The organism is Chromobacterium sp. LK11 (assembly GCF_001043705.1).
In the GTDB taxonomy this organism is placed as follows: Bacteria; Pseudomonadota; Gammaproteobacteria; order Burkholderiales; family Chromobacteriaceae; genus Chromobacterium; species Chromobacterium alkanivorans.
In genome coordinates this window covers 189576-214582 of record NZ_LDUR01000009.1, presented here as the reverse complement: position 1 = coordinate 214582, position 25007 = coordinate 189576, and the positions used below count along the sequence as shown (strand labels likewise).

Annotated in this window: 23 protein-coding genes; 8 read left to right on the top strand and 15 right to left on the bottom strand. The window is 66.1% G+C overall.

Annotated features, from left to right (window positions below; all coding sequences use genetic code 11):
• Position 1: 1 nt before the first annotated feature.
• Entirely contained in the window at positions 2–1012 is a 1011-nt protein-coding gene (locus VK98_RS05630) for a questin oxidase family protein (protein WP_048413090.1), read from the bottom strand.
• Between the two features lie 72 nt (positions 1013–1084).
• Between VK98_RS05630 and soxR the strand changes: the two genes are divergently transcribed.
• A complete protein-coding gene (soxR, locus tag VK98_RS05625) occupies positions 1085–1579 on the top strand; it encodes a redox-sensitive transcriptional activator SoxR (protein ID WP_048413089.1) in 495 nt (164 codons plus the stop codon).
• Between the two features lie 254 nt (positions 1580–1833).
• Here soxR and VK98_RS05620 read toward each other — a convergent pair whose 3' ends face one another.
• Complete coding sequence (locus VK98_RS05620) at positions 1834–2367, bottom strand: carboxymuconolactone decarboxylase family protein (RefSeq protein ID WP_048413088.1); 534 nt, start codon at positions 2365–2367, stop codon at positions 1834–1836.
• 107 nt (positions 2368–2474) lie between these two features.
• Between VK98_RS05620 and VK98_RS05615 the strand changes: the two genes are divergently transcribed.
• Both VK98_RS05615 and blaOXA read left to right on the top strand, forming a co-directional pair.
• Positions 2475–3302: an AraC family transcriptional regulator gene (locus tag VK98_RS05615; protein ID WP_048413087.1), complete on the top strand. Its 828-nt coding sequence runs from the start codon at positions 2475–2477 to the stop codon at positions 3300–3302.
• Positions 3303–3404: 102 nt separating this feature from the next.
• Positions 3405–4238 carry a class D beta-lactamase gene (blaOXA, locus tag VK98_RS05610; protein ID WP_048413086.1) on the top strand — a complete coding sequence of 278 codons (834 nt, stop codon included), beginning with the start codon at positions 3405–3407 and terminating at the stop codon, positions 4236–4238.
• On the opposite strand, the gene VK98_RS05605 is transcribed toward blaOXA, so the two are convergent.
• On the bottom strand, positions 4220–6259 hold the full coding sequence (locus VK98_RS05605; RefSeq protein ID WP_048413213.1) for a prolyl oligopeptidase family protein: 2040 nt from the start codon (positions 6257–6259) through the stop codon (positions 4220–4222). The two genes, blaOXA and VK98_RS05605, sit on opposite strands and share 19 nt — an antisense overlap.
• Before the next feature lie 89 nt (positions 6260–6348).
• Positions 6349–7413, bottom strand: coding sequence for a saccharopine dehydrogenase NADP-binding domain-containing protein (locus tag VK98_RS05600; RefSeq protein WP_048413085.1), 1065 nt, complete (start codon positions 7411–7413; stop codon positions 6349–6351).
• Between the two features lie 107 nt (positions 7414–7520).
• On the opposite strand from VK98_RS05600, the gene VK98_RS05595 reads away from it, so the two are divergent.
• A complete protein-coding gene (locus tag VK98_RS05595) occupies positions 7521–8102 on the top strand; it encodes a TetR/AcrR family transcriptional regulator (RefSeq protein WP_082158768.1) in 582 nt (193 codons plus the stop codon).
• Here VK98_RS05595 and VK98_RS05590 read toward each other — a convergent pair.
• The 3 genes from VK98_RS05590 to VK98_RS22670 are packed head-to-tail and all read right to left on the bottom strand — an operon-like array spanning position 8099 to position 10515.
• Positions 8099–8803: an ABC transporter substrate-binding protein gene (locus VK98_RS05590; RefSeq protein WP_048413083.1), complete on the bottom strand. Its 705-nt coding sequence runs from the start codon at positions 8801–8803 to the stop codon at positions 8099–8101. The two genes, VK98_RS05595 and VK98_RS05590, sit on opposite strands and share 4 nt — an antisense overlap.
• Positions 8804–8857: 54 nt before the next feature.
• Positions 8858–9886 carry a low-specificity L-threonine aldolase gene (gene ltaE / locus VK98_RS05585; protein WP_048413082.1) on the bottom strand — a complete coding sequence of 343 codons (1029 nt, stop codon included), beginning with the start codon at positions 9884–9886 and terminating at the stop codon, positions 8858–8860.
• A 14-nt stretch (positions 9887–9900) separates the two neighbouring features.
• Entirely contained in the window at positions 9901–10515 is a 615-nt protein-coding gene (locus tag VK98_RS22670; RefSeq protein WP_082158767.1) for a TetR/AcrR family transcriptional regulator, read from the bottom strand.
• Positions 10516–10665: 150 nt separating this feature from the next.
• Between VK98_RS22670 and VK98_RS05575 the strand changes: the two genes are divergently transcribed.
• Positions 10666–11004, top strand: coding sequence for a darcynin family protein (locus VK98_RS05575; protein ID WP_048413081.1), 339 nt, complete (start codon positions 10666–10668; stop codon positions 11002–11004).
• 136 nt (positions 11005–11140) lie between these two features.
• Here the strand turns inward: VK98_RS05575 and VK98_RS05570 are convergent, their stop codons facing one another.
• Positions 11141–11365, bottom strand: coding sequence for a hypothetical protein (locus VK98_RS05570; RefSeq protein ID WP_048413080.1), 225 nt, complete (start codon positions 11363–11365; stop codon positions 11141–11143).
• 230 nt (positions 11366–11595) lie between these two features.
• On the opposite strand from VK98_RS05570, the gene tcdA reads away from it, so the two are divergent.
• Positions 11596–12399 carry a tRNA cyclic N6-threonylcarbamoyladenosine(37) synthase TcdA gene (gene tcdA / locus VK98_RS05565; protein WP_048413079.1) on the top strand — a complete coding sequence of 268 codons (804 nt, stop codon included), beginning with the start codon at positions 11596–11598 and terminating at the stop codon, positions 12397–12399.
• 64 nt (positions 12400–12463) lie between these two features.
• Here the strand turns inward: tcdA and VK98_RS05560 are convergent, their stop codons facing one another.
• The 7 genes from VK98_RS05560 to VK98_RS05530 all read right to left on the bottom strand — a co-directional run bounded on the left by VK98_RS05560 (position 12464) and on the right by VK98_RS05530 (position 20069).
• Positions 12464–13207 carry a M48 family metallopeptidase gene (locus VK98_RS05560; protein ID WP_082158766.1) on the bottom strand — a complete coding sequence of 248 codons (744 nt, stop codon included), beginning with the start codon at positions 13205–13207 and terminating at the stop codon, positions 12464–12466.
• Between the two features lie 178 nt (positions 13208–13385).
• Positions 13386–14243, bottom strand: a complete 858-nt coding sequence (locus VK98_RS05555; protein ID WP_053077235.1) for a CDP-diacylglycerol diphosphatase — start codon at positions 14241–14243, stop codon at positions 13386–13388.
• Positions 14244–14346: 103 nt separating this feature from the next.
• Positions 14347–15339 carry a murein tripeptide/oligopeptide ABC transporter ATP binding protein OppF gene (oppF, locus tag VK98_RS05550; RefSeq protein ID WP_048413077.1) on the bottom strand — a complete coding sequence of 331 codons (993 nt, stop codon included), beginning with the start codon at positions 15337–15339 and terminating at the stop codon, positions 14347–14349.
• Entirely contained in the window at positions 15332–16333 is a 1002-nt protein-coding gene (locus tag VK98_RS05545; RefSeq protein ID WP_048413076.1) for an ABC transporter ATP-binding protein, read from the bottom strand. Before VK98_RS05545 ends, oppF begins: the two co-directional genes overlap by 8 nt.
• Positions 16334–16351: 18 nt before the next feature.
• Positions 16352–17266, bottom strand: a complete 915-nt coding sequence (locus VK98_RS05540; protein ID WP_039755096.1) for an ABC transporter permease subunit — start codon at positions 17264–17266, stop codon at positions 16352–16354.
• A gap of 25 nt (positions 17267–17291) precedes the next feature.
• Entirely contained in the window at positions 17292–18212 is a 921-nt protein-coding gene (oppB, locus tag VK98_RS05535; RefSeq protein ID WP_048413075.1) for an oligopeptide ABC transporter permease OppB, read from the bottom strand.
• Positions 18213–18452: 240 nt separating this feature from the next.
• The gene (locus VK98_RS05530; RefSeq protein ID WP_048413074.1) at positions 18453–20069 is read right to left on the bottom strand and encodes a peptide ABC transporter substrate-binding protein; all 1617 of its coding nucleotides are present in this window, start codon (positions 20067–20069) and stop codon (positions 18453–18455) included.
• A 676-nt stretch (positions 20070–20745) separates the two neighbouring features.
• Here VK98_RS05530 and VK98_RS05525 point away from each other — a divergent pair.
• Positions 20746–21879, top strand: coding sequence for an efflux RND transporter periplasmic adaptor subunit (locus VK98_RS05525; protein ID WP_048413073.1), 1134 nt, complete (start codon positions 20746–20748; stop codon positions 21877–21879).
• A complete protein-coding gene (locus tag VK98_RS05520) occupies positions 21879–24965 on the top strand; it encodes an efflux RND transporter permease subunit (RefSeq protein ID WP_048413072.1) in 3087 nt (1028 codons plus the stop codon). Before VK98_RS05525 ends, VK98_RS05520 begins: the two co-directional genes overlap by 1 nt.
• Positions 24966–25007: the final 42 nt, after the last annotated feature.

Genomic DNA, 25007 nt, shown 5'->3' with positions numbered 1-25007 from the left:
CTCACACCGCGTCCCACAAGGCCCGCGCCGCGGCCGCGTGATAAAAGACGTCGCCGCTGCGCTGGAACTCGCGGTGGCAGGCGTACACCAGCTTGATCACATGCTCGTTGCGCACATTGAGCGCGCGTTGCAGCAACAGAGACCAGGCCGGCTGCGCGTCCGGCAGAGTCTCCGCCTCCAGCGCCGGCGCGCCGATCGACACATAGGCGACGCAGAAGGTCTGCCACAGCGCCGGATGCCAATCCTCCGCCGGCAGGCCGGGCAGATGCTCCAGCACGTCGCGCAGCGCCAGCGTCGCCGTCACCATGTGCAGGGCGGTGAAGTTGTCGGTCTGCCAGTACACCCGCAACGCCGCCCGCGCCAAGGCGTCCAGCCAGTCCGGCGTTTGCGGCGCGCCGGGCAGCGCGGCGGCGAAGCGCGCATCGGCCAGCACCTCTTCGAACCGCTCCTGTATCCAGTACTCCGGGCTGTTCCAGCCGGCCAGCGCCTGCGACAAGCGCTCCAACCCGTCCTCCGCCGAAGCCGCCGGCGCGCGCGCGTCCAGACCGGCGGGCAGGCGCAGATAGCTGCTCAGATAATAGGCCAGGCCCGCCGCCGCCTCGCCGGCGTGGCCGGCGCGCAGGGCGAAGGCCAGGCGGATCAGCGGATGAAAGGCGCCGCCGCCGGGCGAAAACGGCAGGCTGCCCAGCACCTCGCGCGCGGTGTCTTCCACGCCGCGCGCCGCCACCCTCTCCTCCATCACCCGCAACAAGGCCGGGAAGGTGTCCAGCCGCCCCAGCGCGGCGTCCCAGCGGCCCCAGCCGATATCGTAGTCCGCCGCTTCCGCGGGCTGGGCGCGCTCGCTTTCCCAAAAATCGAAGAATGCGCGCAGTTGATGCGGCTCCGCCCCCATCTCCGCCAGCGCGGTCAGCGCCATCGGGCAATGGTTGGTGGTGTCGCTGTGCATCAGCGAAAACTCATGGTTGGCGTCCAGCAAGGCATGCAGTTCAGTGTGACGGCTTGGCGCGTTCATGGCGTCCTCCTTGAAAAATTCATGCCGACACGATAAAAGTTAAAGTCAACTTTAAGTCAAGCGAGTCCGCTCATGCCCGCCTCTCCCGTCCCCAAACCCTGTCCCTGGCTCAGCATAGGCGAGTTGGCGCGCCGTTCCGGCGTCGCCGCCAGCGCCCTGCGCTACTACGAAACCCAGGGCCTGCTGCACAGCGCCCGCTCCGCCGGCGGCCAGCGCCAATACCCGCGCGACGCGCTGCGCCGCGTCGCCTTCATCCGCGCCGCCCAGATCGTCGGCATCAGCCTGGACGACATCCGCGGCTCGCTGGCCGCGCTGCCCAGCCAGCGCACGCCGACCCCGCGCGACTGGGAGGCCTTGTCCGCGGACTGGCTGCCGCGCCTGCAGCAGCGCATAGACGAACTGACCCGGCTGCGCGACCGGCTGGGCAACTGCATAGGCTGCGGCTGCCTGTCGCTGAGCCAGTGCGCGCTGTACAACCCCGGCGACCGCGCGGCCAGCCTGGGCGAAGGACCGCGCTACCTGATAGGCGAGCCGCCGGCGGAAGCAGCCGACCAAGACGGCGGCTGAGAACGTTCTTACGATCTCGCGAGATTTTGAACAGGCTCTTAAGAGCCGCTAACAAAACCGCGCAGCATACCTGAGCCAAGGCGCGCCGACGCAGGCACCGTAGTACGACAAGGAGGCGCAACGCAGGGTCAGGGGTTTTGTTAGCGGGTCTTAACTGCGCGGTGGCAAGACCAAAACGAAAACGGCCGAGGCCGCCGGCATACCTCAGTACACCGGCCTAGCCTCGGCCGCTTTCAATCGACGTCAAGCGCCGTCTACAAGTCCACCACCGGGAAATCAATCTCAGTGCCGGCGATCAGATTGGCGTAATTGGTCAGCGTGTTCAGCGCCACCGCGGCGATGACCTCCACCAGCAGGCCGTCGTCGACGCCGGCGGCGCGCGCCGCGGCCAGGTCCTGATCCGACAGCGCCCCGCGCTGGCCGACGATTTGCGCGGTCAGCTTGGCGATCGCGCCGGTCTGCGCGTCGGCCGCCTGGCCGGCGCGCGCCGCCTGGATGTCGGCCTCGCTCAGGCCGGCGCCCTTGCTCATCAAGGTATGGGCGGACAGGCAGTACTGGCAGGCGTTGGCCTGGGCGGCGGCCAAGGCGATCACTTCGCGCTGACGCGCGCTGAGCTTGCCCTTGGTCAAGGCCTCGGAGAAGCCCAGATAGGCGTTCAGCACCGCCGGCGCTTGGGCGAAGGTGGCGAACAGATTGGGCACCATGCCCAGTTTGGCCTTGACGGCGTCCAGAGTGGCGCCCAGTTCCGGGCTGACTTGATTGCGGTTTACGGTGGGGATGCGGGACATGACGGGCTCCTGAATCTCAAGTTGAACGACGATGGGGACTGCACAGGAGCCATCTTGCAATACAATCAGACGTCTATCGTCTCGAAAACTTTGCAGATCGTATCGAAATGGACCTGTTGACACCCTTGTTGCAGCAAAGCGCGTTTTCCGCGCGCGTGTTCCACCATGGCAATCTATGCCATCTGGTCGATTTCGACCCCGGCGCAACCGCCGGCCACCTGCACTTGCTCAAGGGCGGCCGCCTGAGTTGCACGCTGCGCGACGCGCTGGTGCTGGACACCGACCGTCCCTGCGCGCTGCTGTTTCCGCGCCCCAGCGCCCATACCCTGCTGCCGGTGGGGGAGCGCGGCGCCGATCTGGTCTGCGCCACGCTGGACCTGGGCTTCAAGACCGGCGGCCCGCTGGCGCTGGCGTTGCCGGAGTGTCTGGTGCTCTATCTGGACGACACCCCCAACCTGCTGCCCACGCTGCAACTGCTGTTCGACGAAGCCTTCTCCGATCGCTTCGCCCGCCAGGCGGCGCTGGACCGCTTGATGGAATACTTCCTGATCCAGGCGATACGCGTGGTGATAAACGCCGGCCAGATCCACAGCGGCATCTTCGCCGCCATGTCCGATCCCAGGCTGGCGCGCGCCGTCAACGCCATCCATGAGCGCCCGGAGCGCGGCTGGACCGTGGAGCTGCTGGCGGAGCAGGCCGGCATGTCGCGCGCGCGCTTCGCCGCCCGCTTCCGCGAGCAGGTCGGCCTCGCCCCGCTGGACTACCTGACCGACTGGCGGCTGTCCGTCGTCCGCCACCAGCTGCGCCAGGGACAGCCGATCAAGCGCATCGCCGCGCAAGTGGGCTACGCCAGCCCCGCCGCGCTCAGCCGGGTCTTCGCGCAGCGGCTGGGATTGCCGCCCAGCGATTGGCTGAAGCAACAGGCTGCAGGCTGAACCCGGCTGCGCGCGGAACTTTGGAATCCGGTGCCCCATCTGACTCCAGACCGCGGCGGTCCCAGCGGATGCGTCGCGCCGAATCCAATCAAGGGAAACATCATGAGCACACCACGTCTCGCCGCCGGCCTGATCTGCGCCGGCCTGTTCAGCCTGCCCGCCCACGCCGCCACGCTGTGCACGCTGCTGGCCGACGCCAAGAGCGGCGACATCCTGCTGCAACAGGGCAGCTGCGAACAACGCTACACCCCGGCCTCCACCTTCAAGATTCCGCTCAGCGTGATGGGCTTCGATTCCGGCTTCCTCCAGAGCGAGCACCAGCCGGCCTTGCCGTATCGAGACGGCTACGTGGACTGGGGCGGCGACAACTGGAAACAGCCCACCGATCCGGTGCGCTGGCTGAAGTATTCAGTGGTGTGGTATTCGCAGCAGATCGCCAAGGCCTTGGGCGAGGAGCGGCTGGGCCGTTACGCCGACGCCTTCGGCTACGGCAACGCCGACTTCAGCGGCGACCCGGGCAAGCGCAACGGCCTGGAACGCTCCTGGATCGCCTCATCGCTGCAGGTGTCGCCGCTGGAGCAACTGGCCTTCCTGCGCAAGCTGGTCAACCTGGAACTGCCGGTGTCCAAACGCGCGCAGGAGCTGACGATGAAGATCGTGGAAACCAGCGCGGCGGCGGACGGCTGGCAGGCTCACGGCAAGACCGGCATGGCCTATCCGCGCAAGGCGGACGGCGAGTTCGACGAGGAACACCCCTACGGCTGGTACGTGGGCTGGGCCAATAAGGGCGAACGCTCGCTGGTCTTCGTGCGCCTGATCCAGGACGACAAGAAAGAGCCGGGCACCGCCGGCGTGCGCTCGCGCGCGGCCTTCCTGGAGGAGTTGCCGACACTGTTGGCCGCAACCCCCGCCCCCGCTCAATCCATCAGCCGCTGATACAGATACACCAGCACCCGCGCCAATTCCTGCGCGGTCTGCTCCTGGCCGGCGTTGCCGCTGTGGCCGCCGGCCTCGGTTTCCAATAGCAGCGCGTCGTGGCCCAGTTCCCGCATCCGCGCCACCATCTTGCGCGCGTGCGCCGGGTGCACGCGGTCGTCCTTGGCGCTGGTGGTGAACAGCGCCAGCGGATAGGCCAGATCGCCGCGCAGCCGGTGATAGGGCGAGTACGCCGCCAGCGCCGGCCGTTGCTCTGGATCGTCCGGGTCGCCGTATTCGTCTATCCAGCTGGCGCCGGCCAGCAGCTCGGTGTAGCGCAGCATGTCCAGCAGCGGCACTTCGCACACCACCGCGCCGAACAGCTCCGGCCGCTGCGTCATGCAGGCGCCCACCAGCAGGCCACCGTTGCTGCCGCCCTCTATGCCCAGCCTGGCCGGCGTGGTCAGGCCGCGCGCCACCATGTCTTCCGCCACCGCGATGAAGTCGTCGAAACCCACCTGGCGGTTCACCCCCTGCGCCGCCTGATGCCAGCCGGGGCCGAACTCGCCGCCGCCGCGGATGCAGGCCAGCGCGAAGGCGCCGCCGCGTTGCAGCCAGTGCGGGCCGAAGTTCTCCACGTAGTAAGGCATCATCGGCACTTCGAAGCCGCCGTAGCCGTACAGCAAGGTGGGGGCGGCGCCGTCCAGCGGCGCGTCGCGGCGACGCACCACGAAGTAAGGAATGCTTTCGCCGTCCGGCGCGCGCGCCTGCCATTGCTCGGCGACGAAATCGGCCGGATCGAAAGCCTCCGGCTGGCGGCGCAGGCATTCCTGCTCGCCGCTGGCCACGTCCAGCCGGTACAGGCCGGTGGGGGTCAGGAAATCGCTGAAGCTGTAGCACAGGATGTCGCTGTCCCAGGGCTGGTCGGCGAACTCGATCACCCCGCCGCTGGGCGTGGGCAACTCGCGCTCGCGCCAGACGCCGTCCGCCTTGTCGAAGGCCAGCAGCCGGCTCTTGACCTGGTCCAGCAGATTGACCACCACGCTGGCGCGCGTGGTCTCCACTGACTCCACCGCCAAGCGCGGCTGCGGCGCCACCAGCCATTGCGCGGCGATGCGCCCCTGCCGCAGCGGCTCCAGCGCCACCGCCAGCAGCGCGCCCGCCGGATAGACGGTTCCGGCCGCGCTCCAGTCCTCGGCCAACTTGACGATCAAATCGCCGTGCAGATAAGCCTCCAGCTCGGCCTTGGGCGGCAGCGGCAGCGCCTGGGTTTCCAGTTCGGCGTCGATCAGATGGTAGCTTTTGCTGTAGAAGCTGTCCGAGCACTCGATCAGGTCCAGCGGCGCGCCGTCGGCGTCGAGGAAGCGCCAGGCGGCCACCATCATCGCGTCCTCGCCGGCGGCGAACACCTGGCTCCAGGCATGCCGCCCCTCCTCGCCGCGCTCCACCAGCCACACTTCGCGCGGGTAGCCGGAACGGGTCAGCGGCGCGCCCGGCCAGCCGGGGCAGACCCAGGCGCTGTCCGGATCGCGCCAGGCGACATGGCTCTTGCCTTCCGGAAAGCTGAAACCGTCCGGCCGCCAGGTTCCTGCGGCCAGATCGTATTCGCGCGCGATGCCGGCGTCGCCGCCGCCGGCGGTCAGGTGCACCATGGCTTGCAAGGGCGCCAGCGTGCAATGGGACACGCCGTCCAGATACCAGTCCTCGTCGTCGGCTTCGGCCAGCGCGTCGATGTCCAGCACGATCTGCCAGTCCTGCTCGGCGGCGCGGTAGGCCGCCAGCGTGGTGCGGCGGTAAATGCCGCGCGGATGCGCTTCGTCCTGGTGGAAGTTGTACAGCCAGCCGTCGTGCTCGGCGCAGAACGGGATCTGGCGGGTGTCGCGCAGATGGGCGAGGATTTCGTCGCGCAGGCCGGCGAAACGCGGGTCGGCGTCCAGCAGCGCCTGGGCGCGCGCGTTCTGCGCGGCCACCCATTCGGCGGCGGCGGGATCGTCCAGGTTTTCCAGCCAGGCGTGGGGATCGGGAGCGTTATAGTCGGACATCGGCGTCATCACGGTTGCGGATCAATGGCCGCGAGGTTAGCACCCCGCGCCGCCAACGCCAAATGCGCCACACCCGCTGCGCCCGAAGTTCAGACCGCGGAGATCTCCACACCCTCCCCCCGCAGCTGGCGGCAGGCGTGCTCGGGGTCCAGCAGCGCTTCCCCCAGATAGACGCCGGCGGGCGGCGCGTCCGCCCCCAATAAATGCTCGATCTGCAAGACGGCGCCCAAGGCGGTCAAGTGCGACTGCCCCAAGGGATCCGCCAGTTGCACGGTTTTTTCGCACGGCCGGCCGGCGGCGTCCTTGCCCGCAACGGCAATGCGGATGCGGTGAGCCGCGCCCGGCCCCGGATTGTAGAGCAGCGCCCGCCGCGCGCTGTTGAACATCGGCCGCGACAGCAGCCGCCATACGCCGCTGCGCACCAGCAAATGCAGCAAGGCGGTGGCTTTGCCGTCGTCGAAACCTATGCGCGCGTCCACCTGCGCTGCGCCGACGATGGCGGGCAGATTTGCTTGATCCGGGGTATCGAAACGGTAAACCCGGTGGCGGCCGCCGGCGCCGAAGTCGGCGGCGTGGCCATCTAGAAAACCGCTGCGCTGAACCCATTCCCCCCGCTCCATAGTGTGGAAAGGCTCGGACAGCCGATCCATGTAGGCAGTGGAGTTGGGCCCCGCCTGATCGGCCATCGCGAACAGGATGTCGATGCCGACGCGCTCGACCTCGGCGATGGCCCTCGCCGCGTCGCGCGCCGCCAGGCTGGCCACGCCGGCCATCCAGGCCGATGACAAGACCACCGGCGCGCTGGGCCGTCCATGGGCGGCCACGGTCAGCAACGCCTGCTTCAGTCTCTCCGTCCAGCGCGTGATGTCCAGATAGGCATGGCCTTGAGTCAGCGCCAGGCGCAGCAGCCGGTCATGCGCGTCGTTGACCAAACCGACGATGAGCGCGCCTTTCAGATGCGCCGGCAAGACCGGGGCGTCCACATCCATCGCCAACGCCTCGGCGCCGTATCGCTCCGCCACAGCCCTAGCCGCGTCTAGACGACGGCCGGCGATGACGAGCTTGAGATCCGGCCTGCGCCGCGCCAGCAAGGACGCCACTTGCGCGCCCACCACGCCGCTGCCGCCGACAAGAACAACGCTTGAAGAAGTCATGCCCCACCCTTGTTTTGGTCAATTGACCAATATTAAAACATGAACTTGGTCGTTTGAACAATTAAACTGGCGCATCAGCGACGCTGGACGATCACGAAGGAGGAAGGATGTCGGTCAAAGGAGAGGAAAGACGGGAAGCGATTTTGCGCGCGGCGATGCGGGTATTGACCCGCGACGGCGGACAGGGCTTCCGCATGCGCGCCATCGCGGCGGAAGCCCAGGTGGGCATCAGCCATGTCCAGTACTACTTCAAGAACATCGACGCGGTGATGGAAGGCGTCATGGTTCGCTACCTGGAAGACTGGGATGAACTGATGCTGGACGCGCCGGCCAGCCTGGTCGGCGCGCTGGACTTTGTGCTGGCGACCCAGCTTCAGCACGGCGGCTGCGCCTTGCTCTGGGAGCTGTGGGCGCTGTCCAGCCGCAACGAGGCCGCCGACGCGGCGCTCAAGACTTTCTACGCCGGCTACACCGACCGGGTCTGCGCGCTGCTGCGCCGCGAGGCTCCGGCGGACGCGCCCGACAGCGCCGTCAGGGAGCGCGCGGTGCTCATCGTCGCCTTGATCGAAGGCCTGTCCATCCTGCGCGGCAACGGCCGGGAGCAAACGCTGGCGCCGCAAGCCCAGCGCCATGCCGTAGAAGCCGTGCTGGCCTTGACGGCCTTGCCGCTGCCGGCCGCCAAGGCCTAATCCGCGCTCCGCGCGGCGGCCTTGAAACGGGCGATGACCGCCGGCGCGGTGTCGCGGTTGAAGGCGGCGTACAGCGCGCTGTCCAGCTGCGCCAGCTTCATGCCGCGCCGCACCAGCGCCGCGTCCAGACCCAGGGACTTGAGCTTGCTGCGCATGCCGATCTCGGTGGAGGGCAGCAGGTCGCAGCGGCCGGACGCCAGCTTCTTGACGTTGATGCTGGAGTCGGAGGTCGGGTCCAGCCTAGGAAAGCCCTCCGCCTTCAGATACTCCTGCCGGTAGTCCCCCAGCACCACGCACACCGAGTAGCGCTTGGCCGCCGCCAGCGTCGGCGCCTGGATGTCGCGGCGCGACGCCAGTTGATAGAAATACACGTCGGAATCCAGCAGCTTGACCGCGAAGTTCAGGTGCTTGAGCCGCTCCCGGGTCTTGGCGATGGGAAAGATCACCGCGCCCGGCCGGGTCTTGGCCTCCTCGTAGGCGCGCGCCCACGGCACCGTCTCGATGCGCGACGGCGGCAGGCCGAGCTTGTCCAGGATGGCCAGGACCGGCGCCACCGCCAGCCCGCCGCGGATCCGGCCGTCCGGCCCCAGTTCCACATAGGGCGGATCGTCGCTGCTGAACAGCCGCACCTCGTCCAGCGCGCCCGCCGGGGCGCCGCCGCAGGCCAGCGCGGCGCAGCAAGCGCCCAGCCATCGTTTCATCCCGCCTCCCGTTTTCACGCCGCAGCCCCTTATTTATAGCCGCCGGGCCTGCGTTCAGTCGGACAACACCCGTTGCAGCGCGTCCACCAGCCGGTCCAGATCCTCGCGCCGCACCTGCCAATGGGTGACGATGCGCATCAGGCCGCCCTCGGGCGGATTGGCCTTGACGCCGGCCTGGCGCAACGCGGCCATCAACTCGGCCACGTCGATGTCCGCGGTGAAGCGGAACCACACCATATTGATGTGCACGTCCTCCAGCTTCACCTCGACGCAGGGCAGCGCCGCCAGCCGCTCGGCCAGGTAGCGGGCGTTGGCGTGGTCGTCCTTGAGCCGGTCCACCATCTCGTTCAGCGCCACGATGCCGGGCGCGGCGATCACGCCGGCCTGGCGCATCCCGCCGCCCAGCAGCTTGCGGTTGCGGCGCGCGCGGGCGATGAAATCGGCGCTGCCGGCCAGGATGGAGCCCACCGGCGCGGCAAGGCCCTTGGACAGGCAGAACATCACCGTGTCGGCGTATTGGGCGATGTCGCGCGCCTCGCAGCCCAGATAGGCGGCGGCGTTGAAGATGCGCGCGCCGTCCAGATGCACCGGCACCTGGTGGCGGCGCGCCGCATCGGCGCTGGCGGCCATCGCCGCCAGGGGAATCACCCGGCCGTTGCAATGCGCGTTTTCCAGACAGATCAAGCTGGTGCGCGGCCAGTGGATGTCCTCGCCGACGCGGATGCGCTGCGCTATCGCCTCCGGCGCCATCACCCCGTCCACGCCGGCGATGGTGCGCAGCTGCACGCCGCCTATCACCGCCGCGCCGCCGGTTTCGTGCCAGACGATGTGGCAGCCCTCTTCCAGAATCACTTCGTCGCCGCGCCGGCAGTGGGTGAAGATGGCCAGCTGGTTGCCGAAGTTGCCGGTGGGCACGAACAGCGCCGCCTCCTTGCCCAGCTTTTCCGCGGCCAGCTGTTCCAGCGCTTGCACCGTGGGATCGTCGCCGTAGACGTCGTCGCCCACCTCGGCGTTGAACATCGCCTCGCGCATCGCCGGCGTCGGCTGGGTCACGGTATCGCTGCGCACATCAATCCATTGCATGCTTGTCTCCTTCGCTAAGTGGAAATCTCGGGGCCTTGCCGCGGCAAGGCCAGGTAGGCGGTCAAGGCCGCCGCGACGCAGCGCGTCAGCTCCGCCTCGTCCGGCGCGCCGTCCAGCGCCAGGCCGTGAATCAGGCTGTCCGCCATCCTCAGCAGGCGCGGCGCGCGCTCGACGGGCAGGCCGCCGCCGGCCAGCCATTCGGCCACGCAGTCCAGCAGCGCCGCGTCCAGCGGATTGTCCGCCGGCGGCGCGTCGAACTGCGGCCACTCCCGCTCCAGCACCCGGTGCAGCCCGGGCGCGGCCAGATGCAGCCGCAGGCAGGCGGACACCAGCTGTTCCAGCTGCGCCGGCCACGGCAGGCCGGCGCTCAGCCGCAAGGCCTCCCGCACCGTGCCCAGGGTTTCCTCGCCGTGGCGGCGGTGCAGCGCCGCCACCAGCGCCTGCTTGTTGGGGAAGTACTGGTACAAGGAACCGATGCCGACGCCGGCCAGCTCGGCCGCCTTGTTGGTGGTCAGCCCGGCATAGCCGTCGCGCTCCAGAATGCGAGCAGCCGCCTCCAGGATGGCGGCCACCGCGTGGCGGGAACGGGCTTGGCTGGGCAATTTGCGGGCTTGCGGGATCATGGGCATGCTGCGGTCCGTAAGGGCGGAAAGCTTGCGCCGCGGTCATGGGGCCGACAGCAAAAAGACGGCGGCAAACGCTTAGCAAAACACGAGTTTTACCCGCTGACAAGGGCGGATACATTGAAAGCGTCGTCAACCCTCAATGAAAGCGGAATCATGAGCCAAAGCTACGCCTTCTTCGCGCTGCTGCGCGTCCACCCCAACTGGCTGCGCTTGAGCCGGCCCGAACGCCGGCAATTCGAAGCGGAAACCCTGCGCCCCATCTACGCGCGCTATCCGGCGGTGCGCATGCGCTGGTTCGACGCCGAGGCCTTCACCACCCGCTGCAGCGACATCGCGCTGTTCGAAACCGAGTCGATCAAGGACTTCTATTATCTGATCGACGCGCTGCGCGACAGCAAGCTCGCCACCGAACCCTATTTCGAGTTCGTCGACATCCTGCCGGCGGTGGAGAACGGCTTCCGCGACTACGACGCCCACCTGGCCGCGGACTGATCGCCGCGCAGCGAGGCCGGCCAATACAAACGGCGACCTTGCGGTCGCCGTGTCGCTGCTGCGGGAGGCCGGGTTATGCCCGGCGAATCCGGCCTGAAACGGCCGGTGGAAACACTCTCAGATTGTCAGCAGTGGCTTAATGGATTCGATACGATTGCTTGATCTCGCTTACGCGGCGCTCGGCCTGTTGAACGGTCAGCGGACTCATGGCCACATGGGCGCCGCAATGGCAGCGCAACACGCTGTCGGGATGCAGGGACTTGAGATGATGGCGGATTTCATGGCCGCATTCCTCGCAGGCGACCACGACGGTGGCGTTGTAATGCTTGTCCAGATCAATATCGAATCTTTGCTGCTTCATGGGAATCTCCCTTGCTGTGACAAAGGCCGGCCGGCCAGAGGAAGAGCAGGAAGCGCTTCATGGCCGACCTGAAGTGAAGGATAGCTCCGCCGGCGAAAGGTTCCCAGCAATCAGCCACTTAACTGTGGTTTTTTTGACCGCGGGCAAGCCCCGCTTCGATGGCCGCCGCACTGGTCAGTTGCCGGGGCTTGCAGTATCCTTCGCCGATTTGATTGTTGACGATTGCAGGCATGGACACCCACAACGCAGATCTGGAACGCCGCTTCGGCGGCATCGCCCGTCTTTACGGGCCGGAGGCGCTGGCCCGCTTCCAGGCCGCCCACGTTTGCGTGGTCGGCGTCGGCGGCGTCGGCTCCTGGGCGGTGGAAGCGCTGGCGCGCAGCGCCATCGGCAAACTGACCCTGATAGACCTGGACAATGTGGCCGAGTCCAACACCAACCGCCAGTTGCCGGCGCTGGACCCCAACTACGGCATGGCCAAGGTCACCGCGCTGGCCGAACGCGCGCGCGCGATCAACCCGGCCTGCCAGGTGATCGAGATCGAGGACTTCGTCACCGAGGACAATCTGGAACAGATGCTGGGCCAGGGCTACGACTTCGTCATCGACTGCATCGACAGCCTGCGCATCAAGACCGCGATGGCGGCCTGGTGCGCGCGCCGCCGCCAGCCCTTCATCGTGTCCGGCGGCGCCGGCGGTCAGACCGACCCGACGCTGATCCGGGTGGCGGACCTGGGCGAGGTCACCTACGACCCGCTGCTGTCCAAGCTGCGCTACAACCTGCGCCGTCACCACCAGTTCAGCCGCGAACCCGGCAAGAAGCTGCATGTTCCCTGCGTGTTCTCCACCGAACAGCTGGTTTATCCGGACACGCAGGAACAACAGGCTTGCGACGTCGGCGAGGCCCGCGGCCCTCAGGGCTTGTCCTGCGCCGGCTTCGGCGCGGCGATGACGGTCACCGCCACCTTTGGCCTGGTGGCGGTGGCGCAAGCCTTGAAGCACTTGGCCAAGCCGCCCAAGGCCAAACGCAGCTAGCCTCTGTCCCGGCAACAAAAAAGCACCGCCGTGGCGGTGCTTTTTGCTTGCGGACGAGCGCCGCTTACATGCCCTGGATCTGCTTTTCCAGCTTCACCGCGCGGTCGCCCGGGGCCGGGTGGCTGGACAGCAGGCTGCTGTCGTTGCCGTACAGGTCCGCCAGCTTGCGCAAAGCGGCCGGGCCGCCCTGAACGTTGTAGTTGTGGCGCTTGAGGAAGCCCACCGAGTAGGCGTCGGCGTCGCTTTCCTGAGACTGGGAGAACTGGGCGTTCACCACCGCCTCGGCGAAACCGCCGAGCTCGGATTCGGACAGGCTGCTGGCGACGCTGTTGCCGCTGCCGGCCGCGCCTTTGCGCGCCGCGGAGGTGGCGTAGGCCAGTTGCATGGCTTTCTTGGTGTGGCCCAGTTTCACGTGGCCGATTTCATGGCCGATGACGAAGCGCACTTCGTCGTCGTTCATCTTGTCCATCAGGCCGCTGTACACGCGCACGGTGCCGTCGGCCATGGCGAAGGCGTTGACTTCCTTGGTCAGGTAGACCTTGAAGTTCAGCTTGGTGCCGTCTTCGCTGTCCAGGCCCTTGACCATCTTGGCCAGGCGCTTGGAGTAGGCGTTGGAGGCCGGAGCCACCTTGTTTTTCTTGTCCATCACCACGCTGGATTCGGCGGCCATGGCCTTGACGTCGGCGTCGCTGAGGGTGGCGGATTTCACCAGGTCGGTGCCGGCGCCTATCATGGCGCCCAGATCAAAAGCGTGTACCGGAGCGGAAAGGCAGGCAGCAGCCAAAACGGTCAGAGCGAATTTTTTCATTGTGTCAGTCTCTTATTTAACTTACAGATTCAGTTTACAAACAAAGCAGACGGATGCTATCCGCTTTGCCTCCGCTTGAAAAGCGATTGGCATAACTACCCGCCATCCTCCGGTCACGGACTCTCAATCGCTGCCGCCGGCAAACCCTTGCCAACACAAAGGTTTTTCCGCAAGCGTGCTAAGCCGGCGGCCAAGCGGGCGCTGAATGGTTGTCGCGGCGACGCAACGCATACGAACCATTAGCAGGCGCGCCCCGCTCGCCGGCGCGCAGCGCCGGACACCCGTGATCTTGCAATTCCTCGACCGAGGCGCGGTTGGCGCCTATCAGGCTGGCGCGGCTGCTCAACAGGATGAAGCCGTCGCGGCCGTCGGCCAAGCGCGTCGCCACCAGCGCCAGACCGTAGCGCCCCATGTCCAGACCGGCTTCCGGCTGCCCGGCCGCCAGCGCCTTGAACGGGTCCACCTCGGGACCGCCGTCGGCCTTGGCGGCCACCGCCCGCGCCCAATAGGCGTGGCCCTGCAGCTCCACCGGCAATTCCCGCCACTCTTCGCTCAGGCTGTCCTTCAGGTCCTCCAGTTGCTGGCGCACGGTGGCGTCGGTGCAGGAGATGTGAATGTGCAGCTGGTTCTGGGTGCGCCCGTACTGGGAATTGATGGTCAGCGACAGCAGTTCGCGCGGGATAGCCCGGCCGTAGCGCTGTTCCAGAAAGCTGCGCGCGCGCCAGGCCGCCCCCCAGTAGTCCGGCGCGCGCTCGTTCAGCAACTCTGGGCTTTCGATGCCGCTGAGGCGGACGGTGGGAATCAGCAGGTATTGCAGCCAGCCGTTGCGGTCTTTCAGCACCGCGTAGCCGCCGGCCTCGCCGCCGCTCAGGTCCACTTCGGCGCAGGGCGCCGGCTGGCCGGCGGCTTGCTGATTGGGCAAGCACTGCCGGCTGATGATATTCCACAAGGCGTCGGAATCGGCCCACAGCAGCGCCGAGTACCCCAAGGCCAGCGCGGCCAGCAGGCCGGTGGCGATTTTGAGCGTGGTTTTCATGTATGGATTTTTGCTTGATGCCACCCCGCCACTATAGCGAAGGCCGCAGCCATGCATGAAAAAACCGCCCCTAGGGGCGGTCTGGCGCGGGGCGAAATCCGGCTCAGGCCAGCAGGCAGGAAGACTGGCTCTGCTCGCTGACGCGGCGCAGCGGCGTGGGCTGCTGAGCGCAGCGCGTCTCCGCCTGCGGACAACGGGTGCGGAACACGCAGCCGGACGGCGGATTGATCGGGCTGGGCAGGTCGCCTTGCAGGATCTGGATCACCTTGTTCTTTTCCAGCTTGGGATCCGGAATCGGAATCGCCGACAGCAAGGCGCGGGTGTACGGGTGCGACGGCGCGTCGTACAGCGCGGACTTTTCCGCCAGCTCCATTTCGCGGCCCAGATACATCACCAGGATGCGATCGGAGATGTGCTTGACCACGGCCAGGTCGTGGGCGATGAAGATCAGCGCCAGACCCATCTCCCGCTGCAGCTCCTTGAGCAGGTTGATGATCTGCGCCTGGATGGACACGTCCAGCGCCGACACCGGCTCGTCGCAGATGATGAGCTTGGGCTCCAGGATCAGCGCGCGGGCGATGCCGATGCGCTGGCACTGGCCGCCGGAGAACTCGTGCGGATAGCGGTTGATCATCTGCTCGCGCAGGCCCACCTTGGCCATCATCGCCTTGACCCGGCGCATCACTTCTTCCGGCCCCAGCTCCGGCTTGTGCACGCGCAGCGGCTCGCCGATGATGTGCGCCACCGTCATCCGCGGATTGAGTGAGGCCAGCGGGTCCTGGAAGATCATCTGGATGTCCTTGCGCACCGCCAGCCAATCCTTGTCGCTGCCCTTGCGCAGATCCTTGCCCATCCAGACGATTTCGCCGTCGGTGGCGGGAATCAGATTGAGGATGGCGCGGCTGAGCGTGGACTTGCCGCAGCCGGATTCGCCCACCACGCCCAGGGTTTCGCCGGCGTAAAGGTCGAAGCTGACGCCGTCCACCGCCTTCAGGGTTTTCTTGGGACTCCACGGCCAGCTGTCGCCGCCCTTGACCTGGAAGTGCACTTTGACGTCGCGCACCGAGAGAATGGCCTGCTTGGCTTGTTCAGACATGGGCCACCTCCTGGGCTGCTTGCGCCAGCTCGACGGCCGGCTTGTGACAGGCGCGGATCACCTGCGGATTGTGGCTGCTGGCCTGCAGCAGCGGCAGTTCGTCGGCGCAGCGCTCGGTGCTGTGCTGGCAACGTTCGGAGAACGGGCAGCCTTTGGGCATGTGCGCCATATTGGGCGGGTTGCCGGGAATGCTGACCAGTTCGCTGCCGTCGTGGTCCAGCCGCGGCAGCGCGCCCAGCAGACCTATGGTGTAAGGATGGCTGGGGTGGTAGAAGATGCTGTCGGCGTCGCCGTATTCCATCACCCGGCCGCCGTACATCACCATCACTTTTTCGCACAGGCCGGCCACCACGCCCAAGTCGTGGGTGATCATGATGATGGAGGTGCCGAAGTCGCGCTGCAGGTCCTTCAGCAGAGTCAGGATCTGCGCCTGCACCGTCACGTCCAGCGCGGTGGTGGGTTCGTCGGCGATCAGCACTTCCGGCTCGCACAGCAAAGCCATCGCGATCATCACGCGCTGGCGCATGCCGCCGGAGAATTCATGCGGATACATGTCCACGCGGCGCGCCGCTTCAGGAATGCGCACCGCTTCCAAGAGTTCGATCGCGCGTTTCTTGGCCGCGCGCCGGCTGATGCCCTTGTGCAGTTCCAGCACCTCGGTCATCTGCCGCTCCACCGTCAGGTAGGGGTTCAGCGAGGTCATCGGGTCCTGGAAGATCATGGACACGCGGTCGCCGCGGATGGCGTTCAGTTCCGGCGCGCCCATCGTCAGCAGGTCTTTGCCGTGGAACAGCACTTCGCCGCTGGTGGAGCCGTTGCGGGCCAGCAGGCCCATGATGGACAACACGGTCTGGCTCTTGCCGGAGCCGGACTCGCCGACGATGCCCAGGGTCTGGCCCTTGTCCAGTTCGAAGCTGACGCCGTTGACGGCGTTGACCATGCCGTCGTTGGTCTGGAACTGGACCCCGAGATTGCTGACTTTCAAAATGCTCATAATGGTTCTACCTCGGGCTCATCGATCTTTCGGGTCCAGCGCGTCGCGCAGGCCGTCGCCGATATAGTTGGCGCAGTACAAGGTCAGCGACAACATGCCGGCGGGGAACAACAGCTGCCACGGCTGGGTTTCCATGGTCTTGGTGCCGTCGCCGATCAACACGCCCCAGCTGGTCATCGGCTCTTGCACGCCCAGGCCCAGGAAGGACAGCACCGATTCGGTCAGAATCACCCCCGGCACCGTTACCGTAGTGTAGATCACCACGATGCCCAGCAGATTGGGCACGATGTGGCGGGCGATGATGGTGGAGGTGGACACGCCGATGGCGCGCGCGGCCTCCACGTACTCCTTGGACTTGATCGACAGCGTCTGGCCACGCACCACGCGCGCCATGTCCATCCAGCCCAGGATGGTGATGGTCAGCACCACCAGGTAGAACTCGCGGCCCAGCAGGGTCACCATCAGGATGGCGATCAGCAGATAGGGCACCGCGTACATCATGTCCACGATGCGCATCATCAGATTGTCTATCTTGCCGCCGAGGAAGCCGGCGCTGGCGCCCCACAGCACGCCTATGATCACCGCGGCGACGGTGGCCAACGCCCCCACCATCAGCGAGATGCGGCCGCCTATCAGGGTGCGCACCAGCAGGTCGCGGCCCAGATCGTCGGTGCCGAACCAGTGCATGCCCTGCCAGGTGGGCGCCAGGCTGATGGCGTCCCAGTCGGTGTCGTCATAGGTATGGGGCAGGAACATCGGCCCGAAGATACAGGCCAGCACGATCAGCGACAGGATGATCAGGCTGACCACGGCCGCGCGGTTGCGGAAAAAGCGGATGCGGGCGTCGCGCCACGGGCTGCGGCCCTCTACGGCGGCGTCGTCCAGGCGGGTTTCCAGCGCGATCGCCGCTTGCTTCTGTTTGCTTCTCAACATGGGAAATCCTTCGCGGTCACGCGCGTCAATAGCGAATCTTGGGATCGAGGAAGGCGTAAGCCAGGTCGACCAGCAGATTGAGCAGCACGGCAATCACAGTCACCAGCACCACCAGGCCCAGCACCAGCGTGTAGTCGCGGTTGGCCGCGCCGTTGACGATGAGCTTGCCCAGGCCGGGCAAGGAGAAGATGGACTCGGTGACCACGGCGGAGGTGATCGAGGAAATGGTCAGCGGGCCCAGCAGCGTCACCACCGGCATCAGCGCCGGCTTCAGCGCGTGGCGGACGATGATGGTGCGCATCGGCAGGCCCTTGGCGCGCGCGGTGCGGATGAAGTTGCTGCTCAGCACCTCGATCAGGCTACCGCGCATCACCCGGCCTATGGTGGCCACGTTGATGAAGGTCAGCAGCGCCACCGGCAGAACCATGTAGCGCGGATCGAAGTCGTTCCAGCCGCCGGACGGCAGCCATTGCAGGGTGACGGCGAACACCAGCACCAGCACCGGCCCGATGATGAAGGACGGGAAGGCGCTGCCCATATTGCTGATCAGCATCACCAGGTAGTCGACCGCGCTGTTCTGACGCAGCGCGGCGACGATGCCCAGCGCCACGCCTATCACCAGCGAGATCAGGATGGCGCTGCCGCCTATCGCCGCCGACACCGGCAGCGCCTTGGCCACCAGATCGTTGACGCTCCAGTCCGAGTAGCGGAAGGAGGCGCCCAGATCGCCTTGCAGCAGGCTCTTCAGGTAATACAGGTATTGCTGCCACAGGGGCAGGTCGAGATGGTATTTGGCCTGCAGATTGGCCAATACCGCCTCGGAAACTTTGCGCTCCCCGTCGAAGGGGCCGCCGGGGGTCATGTGCAGCAGCAGATAACAGACGGTGATGACGGCCAACACGGTGGGGATCGTCAACAGCACGCGTCGTAAAGTGTAGGACCACATTGCAAGTTACTCCGACTCGCCGCGCCCGGCGCGCGCCGGCGCGGGGCGCGGCTGCGGACGGACCAACGGCGATTGACACCGAACAGTCACGGGCGGACGGCGCCGTCGCTTGCGACGGCCGCCCGCTCAACACATCGGGGTTGCCCCCGTTTTCAGATCAGGGCCAGACGCGCGTCCGCCCGCGCGCCTCCGGTCCCGCGCGGGACTGGAGGCGTTCAGGCGTCGGCGCGGGGCCGGCGATCAATGCTGGATGATGTAGAGTTCCTTGCTGCGGTAGCGATCCACCGGGTTCTTCAGCGAGTAGCCGCCCACATACGGTTTCACCAGGCGCGGCAGCGTGTACTGCAGCACCGGGATCATCGGGTAGTCGTCCATCACCAGCTTGGTGGCCTGGGTCAGCAATTGGGTGCGCTTGGCCTGATCGGTGCTTTCATTGCCCTGCTTGATCAACTCTTCCGCTTTCTTGTTGCAGTTGAAGTTGTCGTTCTGGGTGTTGCCGCACTGGACCAGCGCCAGGAAGGTGGTGGCGTCGTTATAGTCGGCCAGCCAGCCGTTGCGCGCCACCTGGTAGTCGCCGTCGTGGCGTTTCTTCAGGAAGACCTTGAACTCCATGTTTTCCATGGAGGTGTTGAAGCCCAGCTTGCTCTTCCACTCGGAGGCCACGAAGATGGCCATCTTCTTGTGGTAGTCGCTGGTGTTGTAAGACAGCTTGAGCGTGGTGCCCGGCTTGACGCCGGCCTGGGCCAGCAGCTTCTTGGCCTCGTCCACGCGCTTGGCCATCGGCCATTGCGCCCAGTCGTAGCTGGTCGGCAGGCCGCCGTGCACGCCTTTGACCATCACGCTGTAGGACGGCAGCTGGCCGTCGCCGGTGATTTTCTTGGCCATCAGGTCGCGGTCCACCACCATGGACAGCGCCTTGCGCACGCGCACGTCCTTCAGCAGCGGGTCCTTGTTGTTCAGGCTGTAGTAGCGCAGGCCCAGGATGGTGGAGGTTTTCAGATCCTTGGGCATGGCGCTCTTGAGCTTGTCGAAGCTGCCCGGCGGGATCTCGTAGGTCATGTCGGTCTGACCGGACTGGTACAGCTTCTGGTCGGCGTTCTGGTCTTCGATCGGCAGGAAGCTGACGCGGGTCAGCTGCACGTTCTTGGCGTTCCAGTACTGCGCGTTCTTCTCGATCACCACCTTGCTGTTGACTTGCCAGTCTTTCAGCACGAAGGGGCCGTTGCTGACCATCTTGCCCGGCTTGACCCAGTCCTTGCCAAACTTGTCGATCACCGCCTTGGGCGCGGGGCCCAGCTGGGCGTTGGACATCAGTTCCGGCAGGTAGGACACCGGGAAGGCGGTGTCCACTTGCACGGTGTATTTGTCCAGCGCCTTGACGCCGATGGCGGTCACCGGCTTCTTGCCGGCCACGATGGCCTCGCCGTTCAGGAAGAAGATGCCGAAGGTGCCGGCGTAGGGAGCGGCCAGCTTGGGATCCACCAGGCGGCGGATGCCGTAGACGAAGTCGTCGGCGGTGACGCCGCTGCCGTCGGACCACTTGGCGTTCTTGCGCAGCTTGAACACCCAGGTGGTGGGCGCGGTCTGTTTCCAGGACTCGGCCACGCCGGGCTGCAGCTTGCCTTCGTTGTCGGTGGCGGTCAGGCCTTCGAACAGGTCATGGGTGATGATGTTGGCGGGCACGCCCTCCACCACCATGGGATCCAGCGACTCCGGTTCGGAGCCGTTGGAGCGCACCAGTTCCTGCTTGGCGGCCAGCTTGGTGCCCGGCGGCACGATGGCGGCCAGGGCCGCGCCGGAAGTCAGGGCCAGCGCCACGGCGGCCGCGATTGTCTGTAGCGATTTTTTATCAGCCATCTCGCCTACTCTCCTAAGTATTGCCGCTCCCGTCGACTATCGCGGGGCGATCAGAATCTTCACTCGATTGTATCCAGAGTGGTTGGCGGCCATTATGCGCTGAGGATTTTGAATACTTCAAGTGCTAAGCACGGCGCGACGGCGGGCGATTTAACGTTTTTGTCGCAAATTGACTATCCTTGCCCGCATTAGCTGCCACAGCCCGCTGATTTCATAATGCTTTTCATTGGAAAGTCATCTGCCATTCTAAAAATTATTGGCAGGCATACTCATTGCTCATGAATAGAAAAATAAGCCTATACAATTAATCGAAAGACATATCAGCATAGTCTTAACTTCTGCTTTATGGTTTTTCATAAAATCATTAACGTTTTTGCGCTTGGCGAAACCGGAACAGCTTGAGTAAGCTCGACCCGAAGCATGCCGCGCGCCGTGGCGCGCGCCCGGCCGATCATACGTCTCATCTCACTGATCCTAAAGCCTTTTTGGCCCTATCATTCCAAGGAGAGGACGGAGTCCGGCCCGGCGACGGAGGAACGCCCGGGACACGCGGCCCGCCGCCGGACTTATGTCCGCGGCAAGAGCCGGCACCGGCATGCGCCAGCAGGTATCGATGGGACGACGCCTGGCATCCACACGGCGGGCTAGGCTCCCGCCCCAAGAGCGAGAATAAAAGATGAAGAAACGAGTCGTCGCAAGCGCCGCGGCGCTTGCTCTGGCCGCGGCCGGCCTCGCCGGCTGGTATGGCTTCAGAACGACCGCCGCCGCGGCTAAAACCGCGGCGCGACCGCCGATTGCCGTTGGCATCGCCAAAGTGGCGGCGGAAGACCTGCCGATAGAGCTGAACGCCACCGGCAATGTCACCGCCATTGAAAAGGTGGAAGTCAAGCCGCAGGTGTCCGGCGTGGTGGCCAAGGTTCACGTCAAGGAAGGCCAGAACGTGACGCCGGGCCAGCTGCTGTTCACGCTGGACGCGGCGGCGGAAACCGCGCAGTTGAAGAAAGCCCAGGCGCAGATGCTCAGCGATCAGGCGCAGCTGAAAAACGCCGAGCGCGACCTGGCGCGCAGCCGCGACCTGCTGGTGAAAAACTTCGTTTCGCAAAGCGTGGTGGACGCCAATCAATCCAAGATGGACGCGCTCAGCGCCACCGTCGCCGCCGACCGCGCCCAGGTGGACGCGGCGCGGGTGGCGCTGGACTACAAGACGCTGCGCGCCTCCATCGGCGGGCGCATCGGCGTGATCGGCGTCTATCCGGGCACCCTGGTACAGCCGGGCATGGCCGCGGCGATGCTGACCATTACCCGCATTCATCCGATCAACGCCACCTTCACCCTGCCTGAACGCGAGCTGGGCGCGGTGCGCGCCGCCCAGGCCGCCGGCAAGCTGCTGGTGCGCGCCGCGCTGCCGGACAGCGGCGACAAGGTGGACGGCAAACTGGTCTTCATCGACAGCGCGGTGGACAGCGCCAACGGCACGCTGACGCTGAAGGCCGAATTTTCCAATCAGGACGGCAAGCTGTGGCCGGGCCAGTTCGTCACCCTCTCGCTGGACGCCGGCCGTTACCAGCAAGCCACCACCATCCCGGTGGCGGCTCTGCTGACCGGGCCGGAAGGCAAATTCAGCTATGCGGTGCAGGCCGACGGCAGCGTCAAGCGCGTGTCGGTGGAACTGCTGGCCATCCATAAGGAAAGGGCCATCGTCAAAGGGCTGAGCGTCGGCGAGGCCGTGGTGTCCAACGGCGGCCTCAATCTTCGCCCCGGCGACAAGGTGCGTCCGGCCAAGGCCGGCCCGGCCAGCGGGGGCCAGTGATGCAAATCTCCGAACTCTGCATCCGCCGTCCGGTGATGACGGTGCTGCTGTGCCTGTCGCTGGTGGTAGCCGGCCTGATCGCCTATCAAAAATTGCCGATCGCCGCGCTGCCCAGCTTCGACACCCCCACCATCAACGTCTCCGCCAGCCTGCCCGGCGCCAGCCCGGACAGCATGGCCTCCTCGGTGGCCGCGCCGCTGGAGAAGCAGTTTTCCACCATTCCCGGCATTGCGGTGATCAGTTCGTCCAGCACCCTGGGCAGCACCTCGATCACGCTGGAGTTCGACAACGACCGCAATATCGACCTGGCGGCGGTGGACGTGCAGGCGGCGCTGCTGCGCGCGCAGCGTTCGCTGCCGACGGAAATGACCTCGATGCCGTCCTACCGCAAGGTCAACCCGGCGGATTCGCCGGTGCTGCTGCTGGCGCTCAATTCGCCGGCGATGTCGCTGTCCGATCTCAACGACTACGCCGAGAACTGGATCTCGCCCAATATCGCCACCCTCAAGGGCGTGGCCCAGGTCAACATCTTCGGCCAGAAGCGTTTCGCGGTGCGGATCAAGGCCGATCCGGGCAAGCTGGCCTCGCGCAATCTGACGCTGGACGACGTGGCCGCCAGCATCCGCGCCGCCAACGTCAACACCCCGGTGGGCACGCTGGAGGGCAAATCTCAGCTGATGACGGTGGAAGCCAACCGCCAGTTGCAAAACGCCGCCCAGTTCGCCAATCTGGTAATCGCCAGCCGCAACGGCCTGCCGGTGAGGCTGTCCGACGTGGCCGCGGTGGAAGACAGCGTGGAAAACCTCAAGACCGGCAGCTGGGTCAACGGCGAGCGCTCCATCGTGCTGGCGGTGATGCGCCAGAGCGACGCCAACACCGTGGCGGTGGTGGACGCCATCCGCAAGGAGCTGCCGCAGTTGCAGGCGCAGCTGCCCGGCTCGGTGCGGCTGAACCTGCTCAATGACCGCTCCCAGTCCATCCGCGAAGCCATCCACGACGTCAAGCTGACCCTGCTGCTCACCATCGCGCTGGTGATCATGGTGATCTTCATGTTCCTGCAGCGCATGGCGGCCACGCTGATCCCGGCACTGTCGCTGCCGATCTCGCTGATCGGCACCATCGCCCTGATGTACTGGCTGGGCTACAGCCTGGACAATATCTCGCTGCTGGGCATCACGCTGGCGGTGGGCCTGGTGGTGGACGACGCCATCGTGGTGCTGGAAAACATCGTCCGCTACATCGAAGAAGGGCTGTCGCCGATGGAGGCCGCGCTGCGCGGCTCGCGCGAGATCGGCTTCACCATCGTGTCGATCTCGTTGTCGCTGGTGGCCATCTTCATCCCCATCTTCTTCATGCAGGGCGTGATCGGCCTGTTGTTCCACGAATTCGCCGTGGTGGTGTCGTTGGCGGTGCTGGTGTCGGCGGCGGTGTCGCTGACCCTGATCCCCCTGCTGTCCTCGCGCTTTCTCCGCGCCGATTCGGTTGGACACCAGGCGCGGCGCGGCCGGCTGGCCACCGCGCTGGAAGGCGGTTTCGACGCGGTGCTGACCGGCTATCGCCGCACGCTGGACCTGGCGCTCAAGCATCGCCGGCTGACCCTGGCCGGCGCGCTGTCCACCTTCGTCCTGACCGCGCTGATGTTCAACGGCATTCCCAAGGGCTTCTTCCCCACCGAGGACACCGGCCAGATCATGGCCAGCACCGAGGCGGCGCAGGACATTTCCTACGACGCCATGCTCAAGCTGCAGCAACGCGCCGCCGCCATCACCCAGGCCAACCCCAACGTCGCCTTCGCCACCTCCTCGCTGTCCGGCGGCAACACCGGCCGCATGTTCATCCAGCTCAAGCCGCGCAACGAGCGCGCCAAGCTGGACCCGACGATGGAAAGCCTGCGCCGCGACCTGCGCGCGGTGCCCGGGCTCAGCGTCTACCTGAACCCGACGCAGAACCTGCGCCTGGGCGGCCGCCAGAGCAAGAGCCGCTACCAGTACACCTTGCAGGGCATACAGGCAGAGAGCCTGAACACCTGGTCCGACAAGATCTTGCAGCAAATGCAGCTCGATCCCATCTTCCGCGACGTCACCAGCGACTCCCAGCTCAAGGGCCTGCAAGCCAAGCTGAACATAGACCGCGACAAGGCCAATCTGCTGGGCGTGGACATCCAGAGCATACGCAGCGCGCTGTACAGCGCCTTCGGCGAGCGGCAGATCTCCACCATCTACACCGCCAGCGACAACTATCAGGTGATCCTGCAGGCGGACGACCCGTTCAAGGTTAACGAGTTCGACTTCTCGCGGCTGCGGGTGCGCGCCGCCGACGGCCAACTGGTGCCGCTGTCCAGCATCGCCTCGGTGGAACGCACCGTCGGTCCGATCTCGGTCAACCACCAGGGCCAGCTGCAGGCGGTGACGCTGTCCTTCAACCTGGCGCCCGGCATCCCGCTGAGCCAGGCCGACCAGCACCTGCGCCAGCTCAAGGAACGCATCGCCCTGCCCGCGTCCATCGCCACCAGCTATAGCGGCGACGCCGCCGCCTTCGAGGAAACCCAGGGCAGCCAGATCCTGCTGCTGGGCATCGCGGTGGCGGTGATCTACGTGCTGCTGGGGGTGCTGTACGAAAGCTATATCCACCCGCTGACCATTCTGTCCGGCCTGCCCTCCGCCGCCATCGGCGCGCTGGGCACGCTGATGCTGTTCGGCCAGGAACTGACGGTGATCGCCAGCATCGGCATCCTGATGCTGATCGGCATCGTCAAGAAGAACGCCATCATGATGATAGATTTCGCGCTGGAGGCGCAGCGCAAGCAGGGCATGGCGCCGGAACAGGCGATTCACGCCGCCTGCCTGCTCCGTTTCCGCCCCATCATGATGACCACGCTGGCGGCCCTGATGGGCGCGCTGCCGCTCGCGCTGGGCCTGGGCGCCGGCGCCGAGCTGCGTCAGCCGCTGGGCCTGGCGGTGGTGGGCGGCCTGGTGTTCTCCCAGGTGGTCACGCTCTACATCACCCCGGTGCTCTATCTGTACTTCGACGCGCTGGCGCGACGCCACGCGGCCTGGCGGGAAAGACGGCGCGCGCTGCGCGCCTGACGCGACAAGGCCCGCGCCGGTTCCCCGGCGCGGGCCTTTCGG

Coding starts and splice junctions, on each gene's coding strand:
- VK98_RS05630 (WP_048413090.1), bottom strand. CDS start 1,012: ATGAACGCGCCAAGCCGTCACACTGAACTGCATGCCTTGCTGGACGCC.
- soxR (WP_048413089.1), top strand. CDS start 1,085: ATGCCCGCCTCTCCCGTCCCCAAACCCTGTCCCTGGCTCAGCATAGGC.
- VK98_RS05620 (WP_048413088.1), bottom strand. CDS start 2,367: ATGTCCCGCATCCCCACCGTAAACCGCAATCAAGTCAGCCCGGAACTG.
- VK98_RS05615 (WP_048413087.1), top strand. CDS start 2,475: ATGGACCTGTTGACACCCTTGTTGCAGCAAAGCGCGTTTTCCGCGCGC.
- blaOXA (WP_048413086.1), top strand. CDS start 3,405: ATGAGCACACCACGTCTCGCCGCCGGCCTGATCTGCGCCGGCCTGTTC.
- VK98_RS05605 (WP_048413213.1), bottom strand. CDS start 6,259: ATGTCCGACTATAACGCTCCCGATCCCCACGCCTGGCTGGAAAACCTG.
- VK98_RS05600 (WP_048413085.1), bottom strand. CDS start 7,413: ATGACTTCTTCAAGCGTTGTTCTTGTCGGCGGCAGCGGCGTGGTGGGC.
- VK98_RS05595 (WP_082158768.1), top strand. CDS start 7,521: ATGTCGGTCAAAGGAGAGGAAAGACGGGAAGCGATTTTGCGCGCGGCG.
- VK98_RS05590 (WP_048413083.1), bottom strand. CDS start 8,803: ATGAAACGATGGCTGGGCGCTTGCTGCGCCGCGCTGGCCTGCGGCGGC.
- ltaE (WP_048413082.1), bottom strand. CDS start 9,886: ATGCAATGGATTGATGTGCGCAGCGATACCGTGACCCAGCCGACGCCG.
- VK98_RS22670 (WP_082158767.1), bottom strand. CDS start 10,515: ATGCCCATGATCCCGCAAGCCCGCAAATTGCCCAGCCAAGCCCGTTCC.
- VK98_RS05575 (WP_048413081.1), top strand. CDS start 10,666: ATGAGCCAAAGCTACGCCTTCTTCGCGCTGCTGCGCGTCCACCCCAAC.
- VK98_RS05570 (WP_048413080.1), bottom strand. CDS start 11,365: ATGAAGCAGCAAAGATTCGATATTGATCTGGACAAGCATTACAACGCC.
- tcdA (WP_048413079.1), top strand. CDS start 11,596: ATGGACACCCACAACGCAGATCTGGAACGCCGCTTCGGCGGCATCGCC.
- VK98_RS05560 (WP_082158766.1), bottom strand. CDS start 13,207: ATGAAAAAATTCGCTCTGACCGTTTTGGCTGCTGCCTGCCTTTCCGCT.
- VK98_RS05555 (WP_053077235.1), bottom strand. CDS start 14,243: ATGAAAACCACGCTCAAAATCGCCACCGGCCTGCTGGCCGCGCTGGCC.
- oppF (WP_048413077.1), bottom strand. CDS start 15,339: ATGTCTGAACAAGCCAAGCAGGCCATTCTCTCGGTGCGCGACGTCAAA.
- VK98_RS05545 (WP_048413076.1), bottom strand. CDS start 16,333: ATGAGCATTTTGAAAGTCAGCAATCTCGGGGTCCAGTTCCAGACCAAC.
- VK98_RS05540 (WP_039755096.1), bottom strand. CDS start 17,266: ATGTTGAGAAGCAAACAGAAGCAAGCGGCGATCGCGCTGGAAACCCGC.
- oppB (WP_048413075.1), bottom strand. CDS start 18,212: ATGTGGTCCTACACTTTACGACGCGTGCTGTTGACGATCCCCACCGTG.
- VK98_RS05530 (WP_048413074.1), bottom strand. CDS start 20,069: ATGGCTGATAAAAAATCGCTACAGACAATCGCGGCCGCCGTGGCGCTG.
- VK98_RS05525 (WP_048413073.1), top strand. CDS start 20,746: ATGAAGAAACGAGTCGTCGCAAGCGCCGCGGCGCTTGCTCTGGCCGCG.
- VK98_RS05520 (WP_048413072.1), top strand. CDS start 21,879: ATGCAAATCTCCGAACTCTGCATCCGCCGTCCGGTGATGACGGTGCTG.